Origin of the sequence: Paraburkholderia fungorum (assembly GCF_046026025.1) — a bacterium.
In the GTDB taxonomy this organism is placed as follows: domain Bacteria; phylum Pseudomonadota; class Gammaproteobacteria; order Burkholderiales; family Burkholderiaceae; genus Paraburkholderia; species Paraburkholderia fungorum_E.
This window is the reverse complement of record NZ_JAQQFL010000035.1, coordinates 46,437-66,463: the sequence shown is the minus strand read 5'-3', so window position 1 is coordinate 66,463 and position 20,027 is coordinate 46,437. Positions and strand designations below refer to the sequence as shown.

At 61.9% G+C, this 20,027-nt stretch carries 17 protein-coding genes and 1 pseudogene; 6 read left to right on the top strand and 12 right to left on the bottom strand.

What is annotated here, in order from left to right; translation table 11 throughout:
- Positions 1–12: 12 nt before the first annotated feature.
- The 4 genes from PQR67_RS30410 to PQR67_RS30395 all read right to left on the bottom strand — a co-directional run bounded on the left by PQR67_RS30410 (position 13) and on the right by PQR67_RS30395 (position 4,684).
- Positions 13–1,368, bottom strand: a complete 1,356-nt coding sequence (locus PQR67_RS30410) for a 2-hydroxycarboxylate transporter family protein (protein WP_408466495.1) — start codon at positions 1,366–1,368, stop codon at positions 13–15.
- Positions 1,369–1,766: 398 nt separating this feature from the next.
- Positions 1,767–2,174, bottom strand: coding sequence for a DUF3579 domain-containing protein (locus PQR67_RS30405; RefSeq protein ID WP_408466494.1), 408 nt, complete (start codon positions 2,172–2,174; stop codon positions 1,767–1,769).
- Positions 2,175–2,455: 281 nt separating this feature from the next.
- A complete protein-coding gene (locus PQR67_RS30400) occupies positions 2,456–3,775 on the bottom strand; it encodes a DUF3422 family protein (RefSeq protein WP_408466493.1) in 1,320 nt (439 codons plus the stop codon).
- A 54-nt stretch (positions 3,776–3,829) separates the two neighbouring features.
- Entirely contained in the window at positions 3,830–4,684 is an 855-nt protein-coding gene (locus PQR67_RS30395) for an alpha/beta fold hydrolase (RefSeq protein WP_408466492.1), read from the bottom strand.
- Between the two features lie 89 nt (positions 4,685–4,773).
- Between PQR67_RS30395 and PQR67_RS30390 the strand changes: the two genes are divergently transcribed.
- Complete coding sequence (locus PQR67_RS30390; protein WP_408466491.1) at positions 4,774–5,625, top strand: LysR substrate-binding domain-containing protein; 852 nt, start codon at positions 4,774–4,776, stop codon at positions 5,623–5,625.
- A gap of 42 nt (positions 5,626–5,667) precedes the next feature.
- On the opposite strand, the gene PQR67_RS30385 is transcribed toward PQR67_RS30390, so the two are convergent.
- Genes PQR67_RS30385 through nirB form a run of 5 tightly spaced genes read right to left on the bottom strand, consistent with a single transcriptional unit; the run spans position 5,668 to position 12,963 of the window.
- Positions 5,668–5,922 carry a hypothetical protein gene (locus PQR67_RS30385; RefSeq protein ID WP_408466490.1) on the bottom strand — a complete coding sequence of 85 codons (255 nt, stop codon included), beginning with the start codon at positions 5,920–5,922 and terminating at the stop codon, positions 5,668–5,670.
- Positions 5,923–5,938: 16 nt separating this feature from the next.
- The gene (locus PQR67_RS30380) at positions 5,939–8,761 is read right to left on the bottom strand and encodes a molybdopterin-dependent oxidoreductase (RefSeq protein WP_408466489.1); all 2,823 of its coding nucleotides are present in this window, start codon (positions 8,759–8,761) and stop codon (positions 5,939–5,941) included.
- A gap of 13 nt (positions 8,762–8,774) precedes the next feature.
- The gene (locus PQR67_RS30375; protein ID WP_408466488.1) at positions 8,775–10,046 is read right to left on the bottom strand and encodes an NAD(P)/FAD-dependent oxidoreductase; all 1,272 of its coding nucleotides are present in this window, start codon (positions 10,044–10,046) and stop codon (positions 8,775–8,777) included.
- Positions 10,043–10,390: a nitrite reductase small subunit NirD gene (gene nirD / locus PQR67_RS30370; protein WP_408466487.1), complete on the bottom strand. Its 348-nt coding sequence runs from the start codon at positions 10,388–10,390 to the stop codon at positions 10,043–10,045. The genes PQR67_RS30375 and nirD overlap by 4 nt, the downstream gene beginning before the upstream one ends.
- A 32-nt stretch (positions 10,391–10,422) precedes the next feature.
- Positions 10,423–12,963: a nitrite reductase large subunit NirB gene (gene nirB, locus PQR67_RS30365; protein ID WP_408466486.1), complete on the bottom strand. Its 2,541-nt coding sequence runs from the start codon at positions 12,961–12,963 to the stop codon at positions 10,423–10,425.
- A 759-nt stretch (positions 12,964–13,722) separates the two neighbouring features.
- Here nirB and cobA point away from each other — a divergent pair.
- Entirely contained in the window at positions 13,723–14,493 is a 771-nt protein-coding gene (cobA, locus tag PQR67_RS30360) for a uroporphyrinogen-III C-methyltransferase (protein WP_408466485.1), read from the top strand.
- Positions 14,494–14,813: 320 nt separating this feature from the next.
- On the opposite strand, the gene PQR67_RS30355 is transcribed toward cobA, so the two are convergent.
- Complete coding sequence (locus PQR67_RS30355) at positions 14,814–16,148, bottom strand: MFS transporter (RefSeq protein ID WP_408466484.1); 1,335 nt, start codon at positions 16,146–16,148, stop codon at positions 14,814–14,816.
- 308 nt (positions 16,149–16,456) lie between these two features.
- Between PQR67_RS30355 and PQR67_RS38260 the strand changes: the two are divergent.
- Positions 16,457–16,677, top strand: a pseudogene (locus PQR67_RS38260) (DDE-type integrase/transposase/recombinase); the annotation flags it as partial.
- Between the two features lie 307 nt (positions 16,678–16,984).
- On the opposite strand, the gene PQR67_RS30350 reads toward PQR67_RS38260, so the two are convergent.
- Together PQR67_RS30350 and PQR67_RS30345 are read right to left on the bottom strand one after the other, a co-directional pair.
- A complete protein-coding gene (locus PQR67_RS30350; RefSeq protein ID WP_115109045.1) occupies positions 16,985–17,410 on the bottom strand; it encodes a GlcG/HbpS family heme-binding protein in 426 nt (141 codons plus the stop codon).
- A gap of 24 nt (positions 17,411–17,434) precedes the next feature.
- Positions 17,435–17,590, bottom strand: coding sequence for a zinc-binding dehydrogenase (locus tag PQR67_RS30345; RefSeq protein ID WP_236078326.1), 156 nt, complete (start codon positions 17,588–17,590; stop codon positions 17,435–17,437).
- Positions 17,591–17,693: 103 nt separating this feature from the next.
- Here PQR67_RS30345 and PQR67_RS30340 point away from each other — a divergent pair, with 103 nt between their 5' ends.
- The 3 genes from PQR67_RS30340 (at position 17,694) to PQR67_RS30330 (ending at position 19,670) form a co-directional block, all read left to right on the top strand.
- Positions 17,694–18,632, top strand: coding sequence for a LysR family transcriptional regulator (locus PQR67_RS30340; RefSeq protein ID WP_408466523.1), 939 nt, complete (start codon positions 17,694–17,696; stop codon positions 18,630–18,632).
- Positions 18,633–18,899: 267 nt separating this feature from the next.
- The gene (locus PQR67_RS30335; RefSeq protein ID WP_211629254.1) at positions 18,900–19,142 is read left to right on the top strand and encodes a hypothetical protein; all 243 of its coding nucleotides are present in this window, start codon (positions 18,900–18,902) and stop codon (positions 19,140–19,142) included.
- A 240-nt stretch (positions 19,143–19,382) separates the two neighbouring features.
- Positions 19,383–19,670, top strand: coding sequence for a hypothetical protein (locus PQR67_RS30330; protein ID WP_408466483.1), 288 nt, complete (start codon positions 19,383–19,385; stop codon positions 19,668–19,670).
- The last annotated feature ends 357 nt before the right edge of the window (positions 19,671–20,027 follow it).

Here is a 20,027-nt window from a genome sequence, read left to right as displayed (position 1 = left end):
CGCACCGGCGTGTCATCCCAAATGCGCAAGCACGATCAGTGTCCCGGTGACAACGATTGCGCCGCCAATGCGCGTGGCGATCTGCGCGAACGGCATCAGTTGCATCCGGTTCGCCGCCGTCAGGATCGCGACGTCGCCGGTGCCGCCCTGACCGCTATGGCACGCGTTCACGATCGCCGTGTCGATGGGGTGCATCTTCAGCCAGAACGCCACCGCAAAGCCGCTGCCCATCAGCGTCACAACGGTTGCCACAATCGTGACGATATTGGCCAGAGTGAACGCCGCGACCAGTTTGTCCCACGGCGTCATCGCAACGCCGATCGCGAACAGCAATGGGTAGGTCACCGCCGTCGAGAAGAACTTGTAGACGACAAACGCCCCCTCCTGCACTTGCGGCGATACCGCCCGCGCGAGTTTGACCAGCACCGCGATGAACAGCATCGCGACGGGCGCCGGCAGTCCGAACAGGTCGCGGCACATCAGCCCCAGCAGATAGAGCGTAATGGCCGTGATGCCGGCCGCCGCGATATGGGTGACGTCGACGTGTCCGGTGATTTCATCATGCATCGGAGCCATCTCCTCCTGCTCCCCAACCTGGAGGCGCCCTTGCCCGGTGAGATGCGGCAAGCGTTTCCCGAGCATGTCGAGCGCACCGGACAGGACAATCGCCGTGAGGCTGCCCAGCATCACCGGCGGCAGCACCTGCGCAAACAACTCGCCCTGTGGCAGATGAAGAATTTCTGAGTAGCCAATCGACAGGGGAATCGCACCTTCACCGACACCGCCCGCCATGATCGGTGCGACGATGAAGAAGAAAGTATGATGCGCGCCGAGTCCGAGCGCGGTTCCGACGGCGGTTCCAACGATCGCGGCGGCGACAGAACCGACCGCAAGCGGAACAAAAATCTTCAGGAAGCCCTGGATCAGCACGCGGCGGTCCATGCTGAGAATGCTGCCAACAATGATCGATGCGATGAACAGGTACAGGAAGTTGGTCGACTTCGTGAAATCCATCGTCAGCTTGAGGATCGGCTTCGGCAGAAAGTGGTAGTAGGCTAGCGCGGACGGAATGAACGTCGCAAAGATCGCGGCCGCACCGATATTACGGAACAGCGGCAAGCGCTTGCCGATTTCCGCACACGTGAAGCCGAAGAATGCGAGCACTGCAATCGCCATCGAGATCTCGCCAGGCACCTTGCCGGAGATCACAAAGCCGGAGATCAACGCGAACAGCACGACATAGATTGGCAACGGGATGACGCCGATCCGGATTTCCATCAATTTCCACCAGCCTTCCGGCCAGAAGCGGGTTTGGGCTTCGATGACAGGTGCCGGTTCGGGCTGCGACGTGGGGGATGTGCTGTGCACGTTTGTCTCCTGACTGTTCAAGGGCTCTTAACGCAGCGCGATAACGCGTTGCTGCTTTTGAGCTGCTTAATACGCGCGACCATGCAGCGGATCGCTTGTCCGCTTTAAGGTCGCTTCCGAACGATGACCAGGCAGTCCCGATCGGAGGCGTTTGTCGGCTGATAAACGCAAGAGTCGGGCCAGCCGGCATCTATTTCTTCACGCCGCTATGTGCCTGTTATCGCTACGTTTTTTTGCCGTATGGCGCACGACGATTGACGCCCGGCTCAAAATTCAGAATTCGGCGGCCAAGGTAGGCTGAAATCTCAGCCACCGCAAAGCGCAGCGTGAACCGGATCATCGGATCACCGACACCTTGATTCGCATGGGCATCGCGGATGCGGCATGCACCGGCCCTTTCAATCTGATGCGCGGGGTCGCCGCTGTAGCGAGCCCATTGGCGTCGATGTGCTCGTCATGGCGACCCCTGCCACCTCGTCGATACCGTGCTCGTCCTGTGTTTCAAACGGTGGCGTGCGGCGAAAATCCATCGGCAAATCGTTGTCCTCTGCGAACCTCGCGACGAATTCAAATGCGGCCGGGCAAATCAGCTGAAGATCACTGGAAACCAGCAGACACTTGACGTCAGCCTGGACGATTGGCATGGCTAACCGTGTGCAGAAGATATGAATGCCAGGCCGGCGTTCGCCAACGAACAGCGTGATGACGCCGGTCAGCCGTTCAGCCCAGTCGCCGGGCCGGAATGTCTTGCCGCTGAGCGTGATGCCCCTGATCAGAAAGTGTTGGGTACCGAAATGTGCCGTCATACTTCTACAGCCGGTTGCCCGGACGACGGGGCTCGTGTTCCATGACGCGCAATCGCGCAGGCTGACCGGCTAAAATGCCAGGTGAGGTCATTGCATAGTCTCCGTGAGTGCGACGTCGTGGTCGCGTCGATGTCATTCCAGGTACGGCCCCCCAGTCTCGATCGAAGGCCGTCGGCATGCAGCGATCTTGCAAGGGCCATGCCAGGTGAACGCGCTCATGCACGTCTCTACTCTTCTGATTTTTCGACGCTTTTTTCGACATCATCCGACGAAGAAGGGGCTCAGTCGCAAACTTCGGAATTCGGCCTTCCGGATGTCCGGGATATCAGCCATTCCGGTTGGCGCACCGCGTGTTTTCCTTTGCTACGCCGGATGGTGAGCATGACCAGCAAGACGATCGGGATGATCAGGAGTCCTTCGGCCAGTTCCGGATCGAGAGGAAAATGCAGGGTATGAAGGGCCTTGAATCCGGCCGACGCCAAGGAAAGCACGTAGTACGAGATGGCGGCGACCGACAGGCCTTCGACCGCATGTTGCAATCGCAACTGGCTTTGCGCGGTCTGATTCATGCCTTCCAGTAAGCGGGTCGTGTCTTCTTCCTGCGCGAGATTGACGCGCGTGCGCAGCAGATCGACCGCTCTCGCCACCCGTCCAGCGAATTGTTCGTGGCGCGCCCAGACGGTCTTGCACGTCTCCATCGCGGGGGCGAAGCGCCGCTCCATGAATTCGGCGATGGTCGGCACGCCTTCGATGCGTTCTTCGCGCAGCTCCTGAATGCGGGCAAGGACGAGTTTTTCATAAGCGCGCGAGGCGCTGAAGCGCCCGCTCGAGCCCGCCAGCGACTCGATGCGCACAGCAAGATGTGTGAGGCGCACCAACAGTTCGGCATCGTTGCGGCGCCCCTGGCTCGTGTCCATGCTGTGCATCAACGGCTGAAGCGCCGACTGCAGTTCGTCGAGACTTCTGCCCAGTTCGCGGGCAACCGGCAGCGCCAGCAAAGCCATCATCCGGTATGTCTCGATCTCGTAGAGGCGCTGCAGGAGACGTCCGCCCTGCTCCTCCCGAAAGTCGTCGTCGATCACGAGAAACCGCGAGAAGCCGTCGGGCCGGACGCTCCAGTCGCAGTAAACCTGCCCGCCTCCCAGCACCTTGCTGCCCACAAGAACGGGACCATCAATCCACTGCCGCACGCTCTGGCGTGCCGCGCCGGTTAAGTCGCCCGACACGAGTTCCATCCGGATCGCGACGAACCGCTTGCCTTCAAAACCGCGAAACCATTCGGATGGGATATGTGCCGACGGCAGATCGGAGAAGTAGTCCGCGTCATGTCGTTGCGCGACAAATGTGAAGGTGGAGAATTCCGTGTGCCGCTCCCACTTCAACTGCTTCTCCTCATTCCACCGCGCCGAGTAATGCGTCGTTCCGTCGGCGGGAATCGCGAGGCCTGTCAGCCTGCACAGCGATCGAAGCAGCGCTTCGTGGACGGAAGGATCGCCGTCGGCATAGATGGCAAAGTGCGCAAGCGCCACCGATCCGCCAATCCGGAGAAACGGCCGGGCGTGCAATTCGCCCGCGAGGCTGGCGCGCAGGAAATGATCCATAGTTGATCTTCTTTCGGATTTCTGATGGTTGCGCGCGTTGCCCGGAAATCAGTGTTACCAGGAACTCGCGAAGGCGTGGACAAGCCGATTGAATGCCCCGGGCTTCGCGACGTTCATCCCATGCGATGCGCCGGCAATGGTTTGTTTTTCCGCGTGATCGACCCAATCCGCCAGCTTGTCGACGTTGTTGCGAAACATGCGAGGGCTCTTTTCTCCCTCGATCAGCAACGTCCGGCACTGCACGTCACGCGCTGCGTCACGTGAGTACGCCGGCAACGGATCGCGAAACTGCTTCGGCAGCGTGGCGGCATTGTCGATCGCCATGGTGCGGAAACCCGCGGGACTCTTGCGCCAGAAGCCGGGCATGCTCACCGAGTCCACGAAGAGTTCCAGTCCGGTGTCAATCGCACCGCCTTCAATTAAATCCGCGACTTTGGCGCGAAGGACATTGGTCGCAGGCGGCAGCGAGGCTTCGGGCATCCCGTCGATCTGCAGCGGGCCGCCCGGATCAGCAAGCGTCAGCGTTTTAACCAGGCGTGGATACTCCCGCGCCACGTGGAATGCGACGCAACCGCCGCGCGAGTGCCCCACCAGATGAACCGGCCCGAGGTTCATTGCCGCAATGAACTCGGCGAGTTCCGCGACATGCGTCTTCCAGCCGAATTCCCCTTGAATGCAGGCATCTTCAACCGGCCAGTAGTGGCTGAGGCTGACCGAAATACAAAGGAAATGCTTCGACAGAAATTCGGTTTGACTGCTCCAGTAGCGGTAATCGCAAAGCGATCCGTGCACGAAGACCAGTGGCTCTCCCGAACCGCTGATCACATAGGGCACGCAGATGCCGGAGGGCACGGTCGCAAAGCACAACTCCGGGACTGAAAGTATTGAAGGGTCGGTTCGCGCGTTCATGCAGAGGCTCCTTTCCAGCACTATGCATGACGCGGCGATCTAAGAAAATCGCGTAATATTGATGGTATCTATCTATTTATCTGATACCAATGAAAGCACTTGATCTGGACGTTCTGACGATGATCGTGGCCGTGGCCGACACGGGGAACATCAGTCGCGCGGCGGAAATCGTCCATCGCTCGCAATCGGCGGTGAGCATGCAGATCAAGACCCTCGAAACCGCACTCGGCAAGCCGCTATTCGTGCGCAAGCCGAGAAGCGTGATCCCGACGCAGGATGGCGAAGTCCTGTTGACGTTCGCGCGGCGCATGCTCTCCCTGCGCGATGAAGCCTGGGCGGCGGTGGTCCGGCCCGACGTAACCGGCCGGGTCGTCATCGGTGTGCCCGACGATTACGCGTCGTCACTGCTGCCGTCGATCCTCAAGAAATTTTCCGCGACCTACCCGAAGGTCGAGATTCAGGTCGTCGGACTGCCGAGCGTGGCGCTCGCGCCCATGGTGAAAGACGGCTCGGTCGACCTGGTCTGCGGAACACGCGTCAAGGGCCTCTCGGGCGAGTTCATCCGGCTCGAACCGATGGTCTGGGCCGCGGCGCCCAGCGCGCACGACATCTGGCGCGAGCGGCCGCTGCCCATTGCCGTGTTCCTGCCGGGCAGCGTCGCCCGGGAAAACGCGATCCGCAGTCTTGAACAGGCGAAGATCACCTACCGGACCTCGTACGAAAGCCCGAGCCTGATGGGCCTTCTCAGCATGGTTGAAGCGGGACTCGCGGTCGCGCCGCTCGCGCAATGTGCGGTTCCTGCTCACCTGACCTTGCTCGGCCATGCACAGGGCTTGCCCGAGATCGCCGCGTTGGAAGTCGTACTTGCGCGGAGCACCAAATCGAAGCGGCCGCCGTGCGACTTTCTCGCCGAAAAGATCATGTCGGAACTGCGACGTTAATCGCACAGAGCGGCGCGTCGATACCGCTCGCTTCAAACGCAATCAATGGCGATGCGAACGTGGCGTGCCGGGGTGCGCCGGCCCAGCGGCTGCGCCCGACTTGCGGGTGCGGCGCCGTGCACGGTCATGCCGCCCTCGTTCGCCCTGATGTGAGGCGCGAGGACTCGCCGTATGTCGCAGATGCCCTTCTCCGACACCTTCTGAACCTGGCGGCGTAACGTTGCCGTCGTCATGACGAGCAAGGACCGTATCGCCCGGTTTGATCACGGCCAGCATGATTTTGAGTCTCTTCATCATGTAACGTCAGTCTCCTTCAAGCTGTGCTCAGCCTTTCCAGTTCGGTGTCGACCAGCAGCTTCTTCAGTTCCGGCACGCAGGACCCGCAGTTGCCACCGGCCTTCAGGCACGCGGTGATCTCTGCCGCAGTCTTGAGCCCTTGCTCACGGATCGCCGTGCAGATCGTATTGCGTCCCACACCGAAACACGAGCAGACCGTGGGCCCCGTATCGACACCCTTGCCAATCGGCTGTCCGACCAGCAGGCCGGCACGGTCCTCGTCGTCGAGCCGGTCCTTCCCGAACAGGCCCGCGAGCCACGTACGCGACGGCAACGGCAACTCGGAGCGCGCCGATACGAAGATGCAACACTCGATACGCTCGTCGACCAGATGCACGGCGCGATAGATTCCCGCCGTCCTGTCCTCGTATTCCAGCCAGTCGGCGTGCGGATCGTCGATGCCGAACAGCGCTTGCGCCCAGTTGCCGTGATCGGTGAGCGGCTTGCGCCCCGCAAGTTCGTAGCGCACGAACTGCGTGCCATGGACGCGCGTCCAATAGGTCATGCCGTCCAGCACCGGAGCGTGACGGCTCAACGAGAAACCGTGCCAGGCGACGTCGAACCGGTCGATGCGGACCGGCGTGTGTTTGAACTCGGGCTCCCCAGAGACCGGGTCGACCTCGGGATTCACCACCGCGCCGACACGCGCGTCGGACGCCACCTGATCGTTCCAGTGAATCGGCACGAACACGCTGCCTCGCGACATGCCACCGCCATGCTGCACACGGGCGACCATCGTGCCCCAACGGCTCGACACGCGCGCGAGTTCACCTTCACGCACCCCGCACGACAGCGCGTCCTGCGGATGCAGATCGACGAATGCTTCTGTCACGTGGCCGGCGAGCTTCTCCGACTTGCCCGTGCGGGTCATCGTGTGCCATTGGTCGCGCACCCGGCCGGTATTCAGCGTGAGCGGATACTCGTCGTCGGGCGCGTGGACCGGCGCGCGCGGCGGGGTCGCGACGAACCGCGCCTTGCCGTCCGCGTGCGCATAGCGGCGATCGCCGAAGAGTCGCGCGGTACCGCGCTGCTCCGCGCCATTCGCCGCCAGTACCGGCCACTGGATTGGCTGCAGCGCGTCGTAACGCTCGCGGCCGAGCGCGACGAGCCCACCCAGATTGAACACACGCGGCACATTGCCTTCGATGTGTCCGTTATTCATTTCCCCTTGGCTGCCAGTGATCTCGCCACCGTTGCCAGCGTCGTTACGATAAGCACTCAGCCGCGCATGTTCGTCGAAGATCTCATGCGGAGCCGAAAAATCGAAGCCGGCGTACCCCATGCGCTGAGCAACGTCGCAGATAATCCGCCAGTCAGCGCGCGCTTCGCCCGGTGCCGGCAGAAACGCTCGCTGGCGCGAGATCCTGCGCTCCGAGTTGGTAACGGTGCCGTCTTTCTCGCCCCAGCCGAGCGCCGGCAGCAGCACGTGGGCAAACGCGTTCGTGTCTGTGTTTTCGACAATGTCGGAGCTGACGACGAGCTCGCAGCGCGCGAGCGCGCGCTTCGCCTGATCGCCGTCCGGCAGGCTCACAACCGGGTTCGTGCCCATGATCCAGACGGCCTTGATCCGGCCTGACTCGATCGCCTCGAACAACTCGACTGCCTTGAGTCCCGGCCGTTCCGCGATGGCGGGCGAACCCCAGAAAGTCTGCACGAGTTCGCGATGGCGCGGATTGTCGAGTTCCAGATGTGCCGCCAGCGTGTTCGCGAGGCCGCCCACTTCACGCCCGCCCATCGCGTTCGGCTGTCCGGTGAACGAGAACGGCCCCATCCCGGGCTTGCCGATGCGGCCTGTCAGCAGATGGCAATTGATGATGCTGTTGACCTTGTCGGTGCCGGAGGTCGACTGGTTCACGCCCTGGGAATAGACCGTGACGACCCGCTCGGTCCGTGCGAAGAGCCGATAGAACTCGAGCAGATCGTGTGGGTCGACCTTGCAGGCCTTCGCACACTGCGCGAGGTCAAAACCGTTCGCCACGTCGGTTGATGCGGCAGCGAGCGCCTGCGCGTAACCGGTCGTGTGCGCATCGACGAAACGTGCATCCGTCGTGTCGTGTTCTGCGAGAAAACTGAGCAGCCCGTTGAACAGCCGGACGTCGGTGCCCGACTTCAGCGGCAGATGCAGATCGGCCATCTCGCAGGTCGCGGTGTAGCGCGGGTCGATCACGACGACCTTCATATCGGGTCGCGCTTCCTTGATCCTGACAATCCGCTGGAACAGGATCGGATGACACCATGCGGTGTTCGACCCGACCAGCACAACCAGATCTGCCAGTTCGAGGTCTTCGTAGCACACCGGCACCAGGTCTTCGCCGAACGCACGCTTGTGCCCTGCGACCGATGACGACATGCACAGGCGCGAATTGGTGTCGATGTTCGCGCTGCCGACATAGCCCTTCATCAGCTTATTGGCGACGTAGTAGTCCTCCGTCAGCAGTTGTCCCGAGACGTAGAGCGCGACTGCCTCCGGGCCGTGCTGATCGATGATCCGGCGAAAGCCGTTAGCGACCGTGTCGAGCGCATCGCTCCACGACGCGTCGCGCCACTCACCGCTGCCCGGCCCGCGCAGCTTCGGATGCAGCAGGCGTCCATCGAGTCCGACCGTTTCGCCGAGCGCCGAGCCCTTCACGCACAGGCGGCCGGCGTTTGCCGGATGATGTTCGTCGCCGGCGATATCAGGCTGGCCGTCCGGACGTGGCGTCGCGCGTATGCCGCAGCCGACGCCGCAATACGGACAGGTGGTTCGGACCGCATCACGACTGGCGTCGGGCGGGCTGGAAATGACAATGGGAAAACTCACGTTCGATTCCGGTTCACGCGGGCTGCGCCTCGCACAGGGCTTTGCCGAACAACAACCGGCTGCGCAACGGCGCGATGTCGGTCCGGTTCTGGATCAGTTCGAAGTACCAGGCGCCGTCCCTGACGTCGCCGTAGAGGACCGCGCCGATCACCCGGCTCCCCTCGATCACGAGGCGCTTGTAGATGCCGCGTCGCGGATCGCGCAACACGAGGTCTTCACTATCCGGGCCGCCGGCGAAATCGCCAGCTGAATAAAGGTCGACGCCGGTGACTTTCAGCTTGGTCGCCGTCGCGCGCTGCACGTAACGGCGGTGACCCGCACCGGCCAGATGTGCGCCGCAGACACGCGCCTGATCCCAGATCGGCGCGACGAGACCGAAGGTCGCCGTGCGGTGCTGCACGCATTCGCCGACGGCGTAGACGCGCGGATCGTAGGTCTGCAAGGTGTCATCGACGACGATCGCCCGCTCGCAATGCAAGCCCGCCTGCTTCGCGAGTTCGATATTCGGGCGCACCCCGGCCGTCATGACAACCAGATCGGCGGGAATCTCCATGCCGTCGTCAAACCGTACCGCGGTGACACGCTCGGGCCCGACGATTTCGGCGGTGCGTGCCTTCATCAGGAAACGCAAACCCCTCTTCTCCAGCGTCTGCAACAGCAGGGCCGACGCGCTCCTGTCGAGCTGGCGGTCCATCAGGCTTTCGGTGTCGTGCACAACAGTCACCGACATGCCCTGGCGCATGAGACCGTTCGCCGCCTCCAGTCCGAGGAGACCGCCGCCGATGATCACGGCGTGACGGTGACTGCGCGCTGCGGCGAGCATCGTCTCGACGTCCTGGATGTCGCGAAACGCGATCACCCCTGGCAGTTGGTGACCCGGCACCGGAATCAGGAATGGCTTGGAGCCGGTTGCGATCAGCAGCCGGTCGTAGCTCACCTCGATGCCGCTTTGCGAGCGCACGATGCGGCGTTTGCGGTCAATTGCCACCACCGGGTCGCCCGCATGCAGCCGGATACCATTGTCTACATACCAGTCACGCGTATTGAGGATGATCTCGTCGACACGCTTCTCGCCCGCGAGCACCGGCGACAGCAGGATGCGGTTGTAGTTGCCGTACGGCTCGGCGCCGAATACGGTGATGTCGTAGAGGTCCGGCGCGAGCTTCAGCAGTTCCTCAACCGTCCGCATGCCGGCCATGCCGTTGCCGATGACAACGAGACGCGGGCGGGAAGGCGCGGTGAGCGATGCGCCTCCTGAGCGCTGCGCTGCGTATTCGTGTCTCATGCCGCGACCCACACCTGACCGCTCTCGACGCGTACCGGGTACGCGTTGACGGAATTTTCGGGCGCCTCGAGGCACTCGCCGGTGCGCAGATCGAAATGATGCTTGTAGATCGGCGAGGCCACCACGATGCGCTCACCGAGGTTGCCGATCAGGCCGCGAGAGAGCACCGCCGCCTGCGAACCCGGATCGAAGTTGTCGATCGCGAACACGCTGCCGTCACCGTGCGCGACGTGAAACACCGCGACCTGCCCGCCGTTGACAAGCGCACACACGCCCGTATCCGGAACAATGTCGTCGAGCGCACACACGGGCATCCAGGATTGCGGAAGTCGATCGTTGTTCATGCTGAACTCCTCAGGGTAGGTGGCGTGGAAGGTCAGGCGGTCTCGACGACCACGGGAACCGGGAACTGCTTCGCTTGCCGCTCCGCGGGCGTCGCGGGCCGGATCTGGCCGCGTTCCTCCACAAACGTGACGGTGCTGTCGGCCTTTTCGCTGTTGACGAAATGGCGGAAGCGTTTGCGTGTTTCAGGATCGGTGACGGCTTTCTTCCACTCGTCTTCGTAGCTGTCGACTACCTGCTGCATTTCGACTTCGAGTTCCGCCGCAACACCAAGGTGATCGTTGACGACCACGTCGATCAGATACTCGAGGCCGCCTTCGAGGTTGTCGCGCCACACGCTGGTACGTTGCAACCGGTCGGCGGTACGCACGTAAAACATCAGGAAACGGTCGACGTAGCGCACCAGCGTGTCGTTATCGAGGTCCGAGGCGAGCAATTCCGCATGGCGTGGTTTCATGCCGCCGTTGCCGCAGACGTAGAGATTCCAGCCCTTTTCCGTGGCGATGATGCCGACATCCTTGCCTTGCGCCTCCGCGCATTCGCGCGTGCAGCCCGACACGCCGAATTTGATCTTGTGCGGGGTACGCAGGCCCTTGTAACGGTTCTCGAGTTCGACCGCGAGGCCCACCGAATCGCCGACACCGTAGCGGCACCACGTCGAACCCACGCACGACTTCACCGTGCGCAGCGATTTGCCGTAGGCATGGCCCGATTCGAAACCGGCCGCGATCAGTTCTTCCCAGATGAACGGCAGTTGTTCGACCCGCGCGCCGAACATATCGACTCGCTGACCACCGGTGATCTTCGTGTAGAGCCCGTATTTCTTCGCCACCTCGCCGACCGCGATCAGGCCGTCGGGCGTCACCTCGCCGCCCGGCATGCGCGGCACAACCGAATAGGTGCCGTCGCGCTGGATGTTGGCGAGGTAGTAGTCGTTGGTGTCCTGCAGCGATGCGTGCTCCTTCTTCAGCACGAATTCGTTCCAGCACGACGCGAGGATGCTCGCGACCGCCGGCTTGCAGATGTCGCAGCCGAGCCCATGACCATGCTTCGCGATCAATTCGCCGAAGCTGCGCACGCCCTCTACGCGCACGATGTGATACAACTCCTGGCGCGAATACGGGAAGTGTTCGCACAGGTGGTTGTTGACCGCGAGCCCCTGCTTCTTCATCTCGGCCTTCATCACCTGGGTGACAAGCGGCACGCAGCCGCCGCACGACGTGCCGGCCTGGGTCGCGCATTTGAGCGAGCCGATGTCGGTCGCGCCCGCGCACACCGCGGCGCACAGGTCGCCTTTGGAGACGTTGTTGCACGAGCAGATCTGCGCGGCCTCGGGCAGCGCGTCGACCCCGAGTCCGGGCCTGGCCTTGCCGTCGCTTTGCGGCAGGATCAGGAATTCCGGCGCTTCGGGCAGCTCGATGCGATTCAGCATCATCTGCAACAGGGTGCCGTATTCGGTTGCATCGCCCACCATCACGGCGCCGAGCAGTTGCTTGCCGCACTCCGACACCACCATCTTCTTGTAGACCTGTTTGCGTTCGTCGCTGAACTGGTACGTGCGGCTACCGGGCGTCTTGCCATGCGCATCGCCAATGCTCGCAACATCCACGCCCATCAGCTTGAGCTTGGTGCTCATGTCCGCGCCGCTGAATCCGGCCTGATCGCCCAGCAATCGCTTCGCTGTGATGCGTGCCATGTCATACCCTGGCGCCACGAGGCCATACACCATGCCGTTCCACGCCGCGCATTCGCCGATCGCATAGATGTCGGGATCGCTCGTGCGGCAGGTGTCGTCGATCGCAATGCCGCCGCGCGGGCCCAGTTCCAGTCCGCAGTCACGCGCGATCTCATCGCGCGGACGGATACCGGCGGAGAACACAATCATGTCGGTGTCGAGATGCGTGCCGTCGGCGAACTGCATCCGGTGGGTGCCCGCTTCGCCACCGGTGATGGCAAGCGTGTGCCTGGCCGTATGGACCTGCACGCCCAGTTCCTCGATCCTGCTGCGCAGAACCCGTCCGCCGCCGTCATCGACCTGCACTGCCATCAGGCGCGGGGCGAACTCGACGACGTGCGCAGCCAGTCCCATATCATGCAGCGCCTTCGCGCATTCAAGTCCCAGCAGGCCGCCGCCTACCACCACACCTGATTTCGCCCGCGTGCCGCATGCCTGCATCGCCTCGAGATCTTCGATGGTGCGATAGACAAAGCAGTCCTCACGATCGCTGCCCGCGATCGGCGGAACAAACGGCGAGGAACCGGTGGCGAGCACCAGTTTGTCGTAGGAAAGCGTCTCACCGGTCGAGATGCTTACCGTGTGGGCTTCCCGGTCGATCGACACCGCCTTTGCGTTGAGCCTGAGCAGCACGTTCTCACGATCGAAAAAACCAGGCTTTACGAGCGACAGGTCTTCCGCGGATTTGCCGGAAAAGAATTCGGACAGATGCACGCGGTCGTAGGCGGGCCGCGGCTCCTCGCACAGCACGGTGATGTGCAGCGCTGTGCTCGTGTCGTCCACAAGGCATTCAAGAAGCTTGTGCCCCACCATGCCGTGACCGATGACGACAACATTCATGACTGGAGTCCCATCCGTTTCCAGTTCGATTTCCAACGCGGTTCGCGGCATGATTTTCGTCCGGCAAATAAAAAGGCGTCCCGCGGATCCAGTCATCAGGTGACTGAATTCGGGGGACGCCGTTGTCCAAAAAACCGTAATCTGGGGATTGACTTCTGCTGCATGCGGGCCGGACCGCCATTGGTCCTCCGCGCATACTTATGCAAAGGCCGTGCCATGCATCAAATCGGCCGCAGTAGCCCGAGCCACGGGTGACACCAGATTCCAGCACCAGTCTGGGGTGCAACAGGAAGATGTGTTTTGATGCGGCAAAGCACAAGACTGGTGCGGTGCGGCACATCATCCGTGCGGCGAGCCGGACGAAGGGGGCCGGCTTCAGCCTTCCCCCTGCAAATGGATTAGTCTGCAGACCAGACGTTTTTCGCCCTGCGCTGCGTACATTGCTGCTGTGACATTCGGCCGCCGACGCGGCCTCGCGACGCACGGCCACGGTTGGCTCGCGCGGATGACGCAGCGGTGGGACTTGCGCTGCTGACCGCGCAGGCACCGTCTGGCGTGGATATTGCGTTATCGATACGCGCGGCAACGCTGCCGACGCACCGAATCACGCTGCAGGTGATGCGTGATGCGCAATCTGCAGTACAAGCAATGCACCTCAGGACAACGGCGTCCCCTCGTTCAACACGACGAGCGGACGCCGTTTGCATTTGGCGCAGCGCTTGTCCAACTGACCGTTTCAGGACGGGTAAGGAAATCACCATGGTAACCGGCAAGGTCACTTTACTCAGCGCGGGTCCGGGTGACCTGGATCTGCTTACGATCAGGGCAGCGAAGCTGCTGGCAAGCGCCGACGTCGTACTGCTCGACGACCTCGTCAATCCCGGGATCGTTGAACTTGCGCCGCAGGCGCGCGTGATTCGGGTCGGCAAGCGCGGCGGTTGCAGGTCGACCCCACAGGCGTTCATTCAGCGCCTGATCCTGCGCTACGCGCGCGCTGGACGGCACGTGGTACGCGTGAAAGGCGGCGATGCGCTGCTGTTTGGCCGTGCCGGCGAAGAACTGACGGATTTACAGCGCGCGCAGATTCCATTCGAAATCGTCAACGGCGTATCGTCCGGGTTTGCGGCGGCGGCGGGTCTCGGCATTTCGCTGACGCATCGCGACCATTGCCAGGGAGTGACGTTCGTCACCGCACATTTACGCGACCACAGCGAACCCGACTGGGCCGCACTGGCCGCCACCGGCACGACGCTCGTGATCTACATGGGCATGAGCCGCATCGAGAGCTTGTGTGCCGCGCTCATGGCGACGCTGCCCGGCTGCACGCCCGCTGCGGTGGTGCAATCCGCAGGCAGCGCTGCAGAGCGGCATGTACTGGGGACGCTCGACACGATTGCCACGAGCGCGCTTTCGGCCGGGCTCGGCAGCCCTGCTGTGATCCTCGTCGGCCAGGCGATCGGCGAGGCCACTGCGCTGGCGGCATACCCGTCAGGTGAGAAGAGATTCGATGCGGTGCGCTGTAGTGCATGAGCGAGGTGCCAACAGCTTAAGTGTATTAGCCCGGACTTGATCTGACAGGTAATCTGGAAACGAAGTAACGAAGCCGATCGGTGAAGGATCAGTTTCTCCCTGGCAAGATCAAGGGAGTCGAAAAACGTTCGCCTGGACTGACACCTTCCCAGCATGGTCCCGATACTGGCTTTCCTGAATCTCCGGCGACGACGCCGGTGTCTACAATCGAACCGCCCGCGATCCGAGCCGCAGGCGCACCTTTACGTCTTGCATAAAAGGATCTTGCGAGTACCCGTGCTGCGACCTTTGACTGCGGTCTGTATGCGAAGGCCGTGTCGTCAACTTGCAATGCCGTTGGTGCCGGTGGCAGCCAGCGCGTGCTCGCGTAGCGCCGCTTCGCGTGCCTTGTGTTCGCCACTGAAGCGCACGGCCAGCGCGCATAACGCGGACAGCGTGACGAGCATGCCGAGCATCGCCAACGTCTGCTGGACGCTGCCGACGCCTTTCATCAGGAAACCGGCTGCCACGGCGCCGACATTGCCGCCGGCGCCAATCACGCCCGCGACGCCGCCCAGCGCCTTGCGGTCGATGAACGGCACCAGCGCGTAGGTCGCGCCGCAAGCCATGTGCGTGAACAGCCCGAAGACCAGCATGGCGATCACGGCCGGTACCATGCTGTCCGCATGCGCAAAGCCCATGAGGCCGAGCCCTTCGCCCACGATCAGTACGAACAGCAAGGTCGCGCGGACGTCGAGGCCTCGACGCGCGGCAGCCCTGTCCGACAGCCAGCCACCCAATGCGCGGGCAAACAGTGCGAGCAGGCCGAAGCTGCCGGCGGCCATGCCTGCCGCCTTCAGCGACAGGTGGAAATGATCGACGTAATAGATCGCGGCGACGTTGTGAATGAAAACCTCGACGCCGAAACACGCCGCGTAGGTGGTGAACAGCATCCAGACGCGATAGTTCGCGCAGGCCGCCCGGAAGCTCGCCCAACCGCCCTTCTTACCGCCTTCGATCGCGATTCCGCGCGAGCGCAGTTCCGCAAAGTTTCCTTGCGGGCAATCCTGCGTGAAGCGCCAGTAAAAAATCGCCATGAAGGGCATCGCAAGGCCCGGCACCATGAGCGCAAGTCGCCATGCCGACGACTGTGCTGCGCCGAGCCCCATGACCGCCGCCAGCAGCAGCGGCACGAGTGCCTGCGCAGCGCCTGCCCCGGTGTTGCCCCAGCCGGCCGTCGCCGCGTTGGCGGTGCCGACCACGTTCGGCGCGAACATCATCGAGGTGTGATACTGGCTGATGACAAAGCAGGCGCCGACCGCGCCGATACACAGGCGGCATAGCAGGAAACTTTCGTAGCTAGTGGAGAGCGCGGCACCGAGCACCGGAAATACACCCGCGAGCATCAGGCCACAATAAATCCTGCGCGGGCCGTAGCGGTCGCACAGCGGACCGATCAACAGGCGCACAAGGATCGTGACCGCGACCGCGGCGATGTTGATATTGGCGACCTGGTCGACTGAAAGCCCGAATTCGCGCTTGATCAACGGCATCAATGGCGCACAGGCGAACCACGCAAAGAAGCAGACGAAGAACGCCATCCACGTCAGATGGAAAGCGCGCATCGGTGGCGTGCGCAGGCTGAAGAGTTGGATGCGAGTGGCTTTGTCCGTCATCGTCGTTCCGCAAAAAAAGAAAAAGCGTCCCGCGAGCCCAGTCAGATGACCGGATTCGGGGGACGCCGTTGTCCAAAAGTCTATTGCGAGGTTGTTGCTACTGATTCAAATGAAGATAGGTCGCCTTTGCCCTATGCGGCTATATACGCATATGCCGTGCCATGCCTCGGAATTCGACGTCCGGCGTGCCAGGAAGCCGAAAACAGCAGCACTAGGTGACGCGCCCTGTCCGCGGCACGACCTGTCTCGACTGGTCAGGCACGCTGATGGTGCGGCACAGCACCGCTCCAGTGCGGATGGAAAAGTGGTGGCGCACCGTCGACCAGCACGACGCCCGGCTCGAAATCCTGCTACAGAAGCGCCGCGAAAAAGTTGCGCCGAACGCTTCTTCAAGCGCCTATGCGCCTCCGATATTGAGGAGCCTCGCAAAGTCGCCCCTGACCGACCCCATAGCAATCCAGCTGGGAAAGCCGAGATTCCGAAACTTGCGAACACGAAGCACGTGTTCGTGAAAGCGGCCGCTCGTGTCGGGTGACACAGAAAGTGAAGACTGTGCCAAGTAAGTGAAAGAGTGCTGCCGCCTAGTGAAAAAATTCAGCAGCTGCTGAAAAGTTCAACGCTCGGAATTCTCGGGCGTTGTCTTTGGTTGGTAGTCCGAAAGCGCAGGGATTGCTCCGGCCGAAGTCGACCCCGAAGCCGCCGTTCGAGCCGCCTGGGCTTCAATGGCAGTTATCGGAGTGATCCGGCCGTCTGCGCCGGTCGCTCACGAGCAACGGTTCCACCTCTTTGTGGTCGTTTGTCGATTGACGGCAAGGCGATCGTTCAACGGCCCAGGCTTACTGCTTAAACCCTGCGTGACGCAGCGCTTCCTCAGCGGCCTCGTGGTCTTGAACCGATGTTCCGCCAGAAACACCGATGCCACCCACCAGACGCCCTTCGTGGAAGATCGGTACGCCACCGCCGACCGGCGTCAGCCGCGGATGGTGCGCCAGTGGGGCAACGGTGGGCTCGGCCATGTACTGATTCCATTGGTGCGTGGCCATGCCGAACGACGCGGCGGTCCATGCCTTGTCGATGGCGACATCAACGGTAAGGAACGGGGCGGTATCCGCTCGCTCGAAAGCGCGCAGGTGGCCTCCTGCATCGGTAATTGCGATCGTCGCGGCGAATCCGCGCGCTGCGCAGGCGCGGCGCGCTTCTGCCAGCAATGCTTGTGCAGCTTCCAGGCTGATCGTTGTCGTGCTGATGATTTGCGATGTCATGTTGATGCTCATTGTCAGAAGAGTTCAGCGGTTGGCGACGACGACCTTGCCGATCATATTGCCTGCCTCGACCAGCGCATGCGCCTCGATCAAACCTGCGGCGTTGATGCCGTCAATGCGTCGGGTCAGCGTGTGCTTGAGGCGGCCCAGATCGACCAGCTCCGCCGCGCGGCGCAGCAACGCGTATTGCCGTGCCTCCAAGGGTGATTGAGACCATGTTATCTTTCGTCGATATGCGGATAAATACCCGCCGAGCCCAAACAATTTCGGCATTTCAATGAAAATGATTCGACTCGATGACATTCAGATCTTCGTACACACGGTGGACTACGGCAGCTTCTCGGAGGCGGCGCGCCAGTTGAATATCGCGCCCGCACATGCGAGTGCGTCAGTGCAGCGACTCGAAAAGGCGCTGGACACGCGTCTGTTCACCCGTTCGACGCGAAGCATGCAACTTTCGGACGCCGGGGAGCGATACCTGCCGCATGCGCGGGTCATGATTGGCGCGCTGGAGCAAGGCCAGCAGGCCCTTGCCGACGGCCGGGGGGCGCTGTCCGGGCCGCTGCGACTGTCCGCTCCGTCTGACTTTGGTCGAAACCTGCTGTTACCGTGGCTGGATGAATTTCAGCACCGGCACCCTGGTTTGTCGCTGCACGTGAAAATAAGCGACCGTGCGGCCGACCTCATCCGCCAGCCGCTGGATGCGGTCGTGCGCTACGGAGCGCTGCCAGATTCGTCTCTTCTGGCCATGAAACTGGTCGACAACAATCGACGCGCATTGTGTGCCGCGCCGTCATACCTCGAACGGCATGGCGCACCGGCCAAAGTTGAGGATCTGCGGCAACACAACTGCCTTCGGTTCGTCTGGAGCGAGCAGATACATGAACGGTGGCACTTTACCCCGCCTGGCGGCGAGCGCACCGTGGCCGTCACAGGCAATCGCATCAGCGACGATGCCGATGCAGTTCGTCGCTGGGCGATAGCCGGGGAAGGCCTTGTCTACAAGTCGCGGCTGGACCTCATTGACGATCTGAAGGCAGGTCGACTGGTGGAGGTATTTCCCCCGGAGTATTGCGAGCTCGCGCCGCTGCACTTGATTTGTGCTCACCGTGCGCAACTGTCGCCGGCGATTAACGCGTTGCATGCTTTCTTGCGGGAGCGCTGCACTGCATTGCTTGCCAGCCATCCATCCGGAGGCACTCAGGCTGTACTCGCGATTTAATTGGCCGCCTACAGGGCGCAACGGACGTCTGAATGTCCGAACCCCGTTGCCCGCGAAGGTCGTCTGTTGGCCGAACTTGGCCTTGCTGAACTCGCTTTGCCGACCTACTGCGCCGCTTCGCTCGATCAGCGAGAACGTCTATTGCCCACACCGCCAAATCTGCCAGCTTTATCGGCGGCGCCCTCTACTCGCCCGCATTGGCGAGATACACTTCTCTGAGGATGGCGCTTCATCCTATGGATTGGTCAATCATTTTGTGAGGGCACGATGACATCAGACTTCGAGCCAACGGTCATACCAGCTGGAGAGTCGGCCGGGCTATTCGACACCGCATGCACCCGCGTGCGAGACATGACTCGCGCGCGCTGCGCAGTCGTGATCGTCATTGACGGCGAATCGGGATCAGGGTATTCCGTGGTCGGCCCACTTGAGGCGCAGGTTCTTTTGCCAGACATCCTGCATAAGATGGCAGACACCTTGCGCGGGCAGCTCTCGAAAAATCTGCAGTAACTTGCCGTTCGTCTCGCCCTACGTGTCCAACAGGCTGCCTATCATGAATGACTGGCAAAAGATTGTCGACGTGCCGAAGCACTGGCGTAGGTCTATAACAATATTGCGGCCGACGACGACGTGCTGCCTGCTTGCCGGCCCCGACGCTGGTAATTCAACCTTGGAGGGTTAGCGAATACAATCTAACGAATCCATGCTTTGTCTGTTGGAATCCCGATTGGCCAAGTATCGGAGGTGATCATGAAGTACGAGTACCGCGGTTGGGTCATTGACGCGACCCCGGAATTTGCGCTTGGACAGTTCTTCGCACATGCGCGGATCATCCAGGCATCGCCTGACGATGGTGCGGACACTGAGATGCACATCGAGCGCAATCTGGCCTGGTTCGATAACGAAGACGAGGCGATCGAGCTTGCGCGCCAACGGGCGATTGAATGGATCGACGCGCGCGACGATAGCCTCGCCACCACGGACGTTGATTCATCGACACGGCGGGACGATATGTCGGAGAAGGCCTCGGCCAGGTGAAAGTCCAGATACCCAGCCCTGATGCCGAACGACCGGCGATGTAACCATTTCGCAACGGCTGCGTCAGCGTTTGAAATAAACCTAGCTAGCGCTGATGCGCCAATGCGGCGTCTCGCAAATATTCAGACGAGACACCCGATTGCCAGGTAACCATGGATGTGTAGCATGGAACCACATCAGCGCCTCTTGCGCGACGTGTGTGTTTGGGCCGCAGCAATGTCTGCGGCTTTTTTATACTTCAGCCCCTCTTCCGCATTTTGCGCAAGCCGCAGCGCCGCGAACTTCGACGGCAAACGACTCTCGCGGACTTATCGAAGGGAAAACGGCGGCTTCGGACGTCGCCGACCGTCGATATGG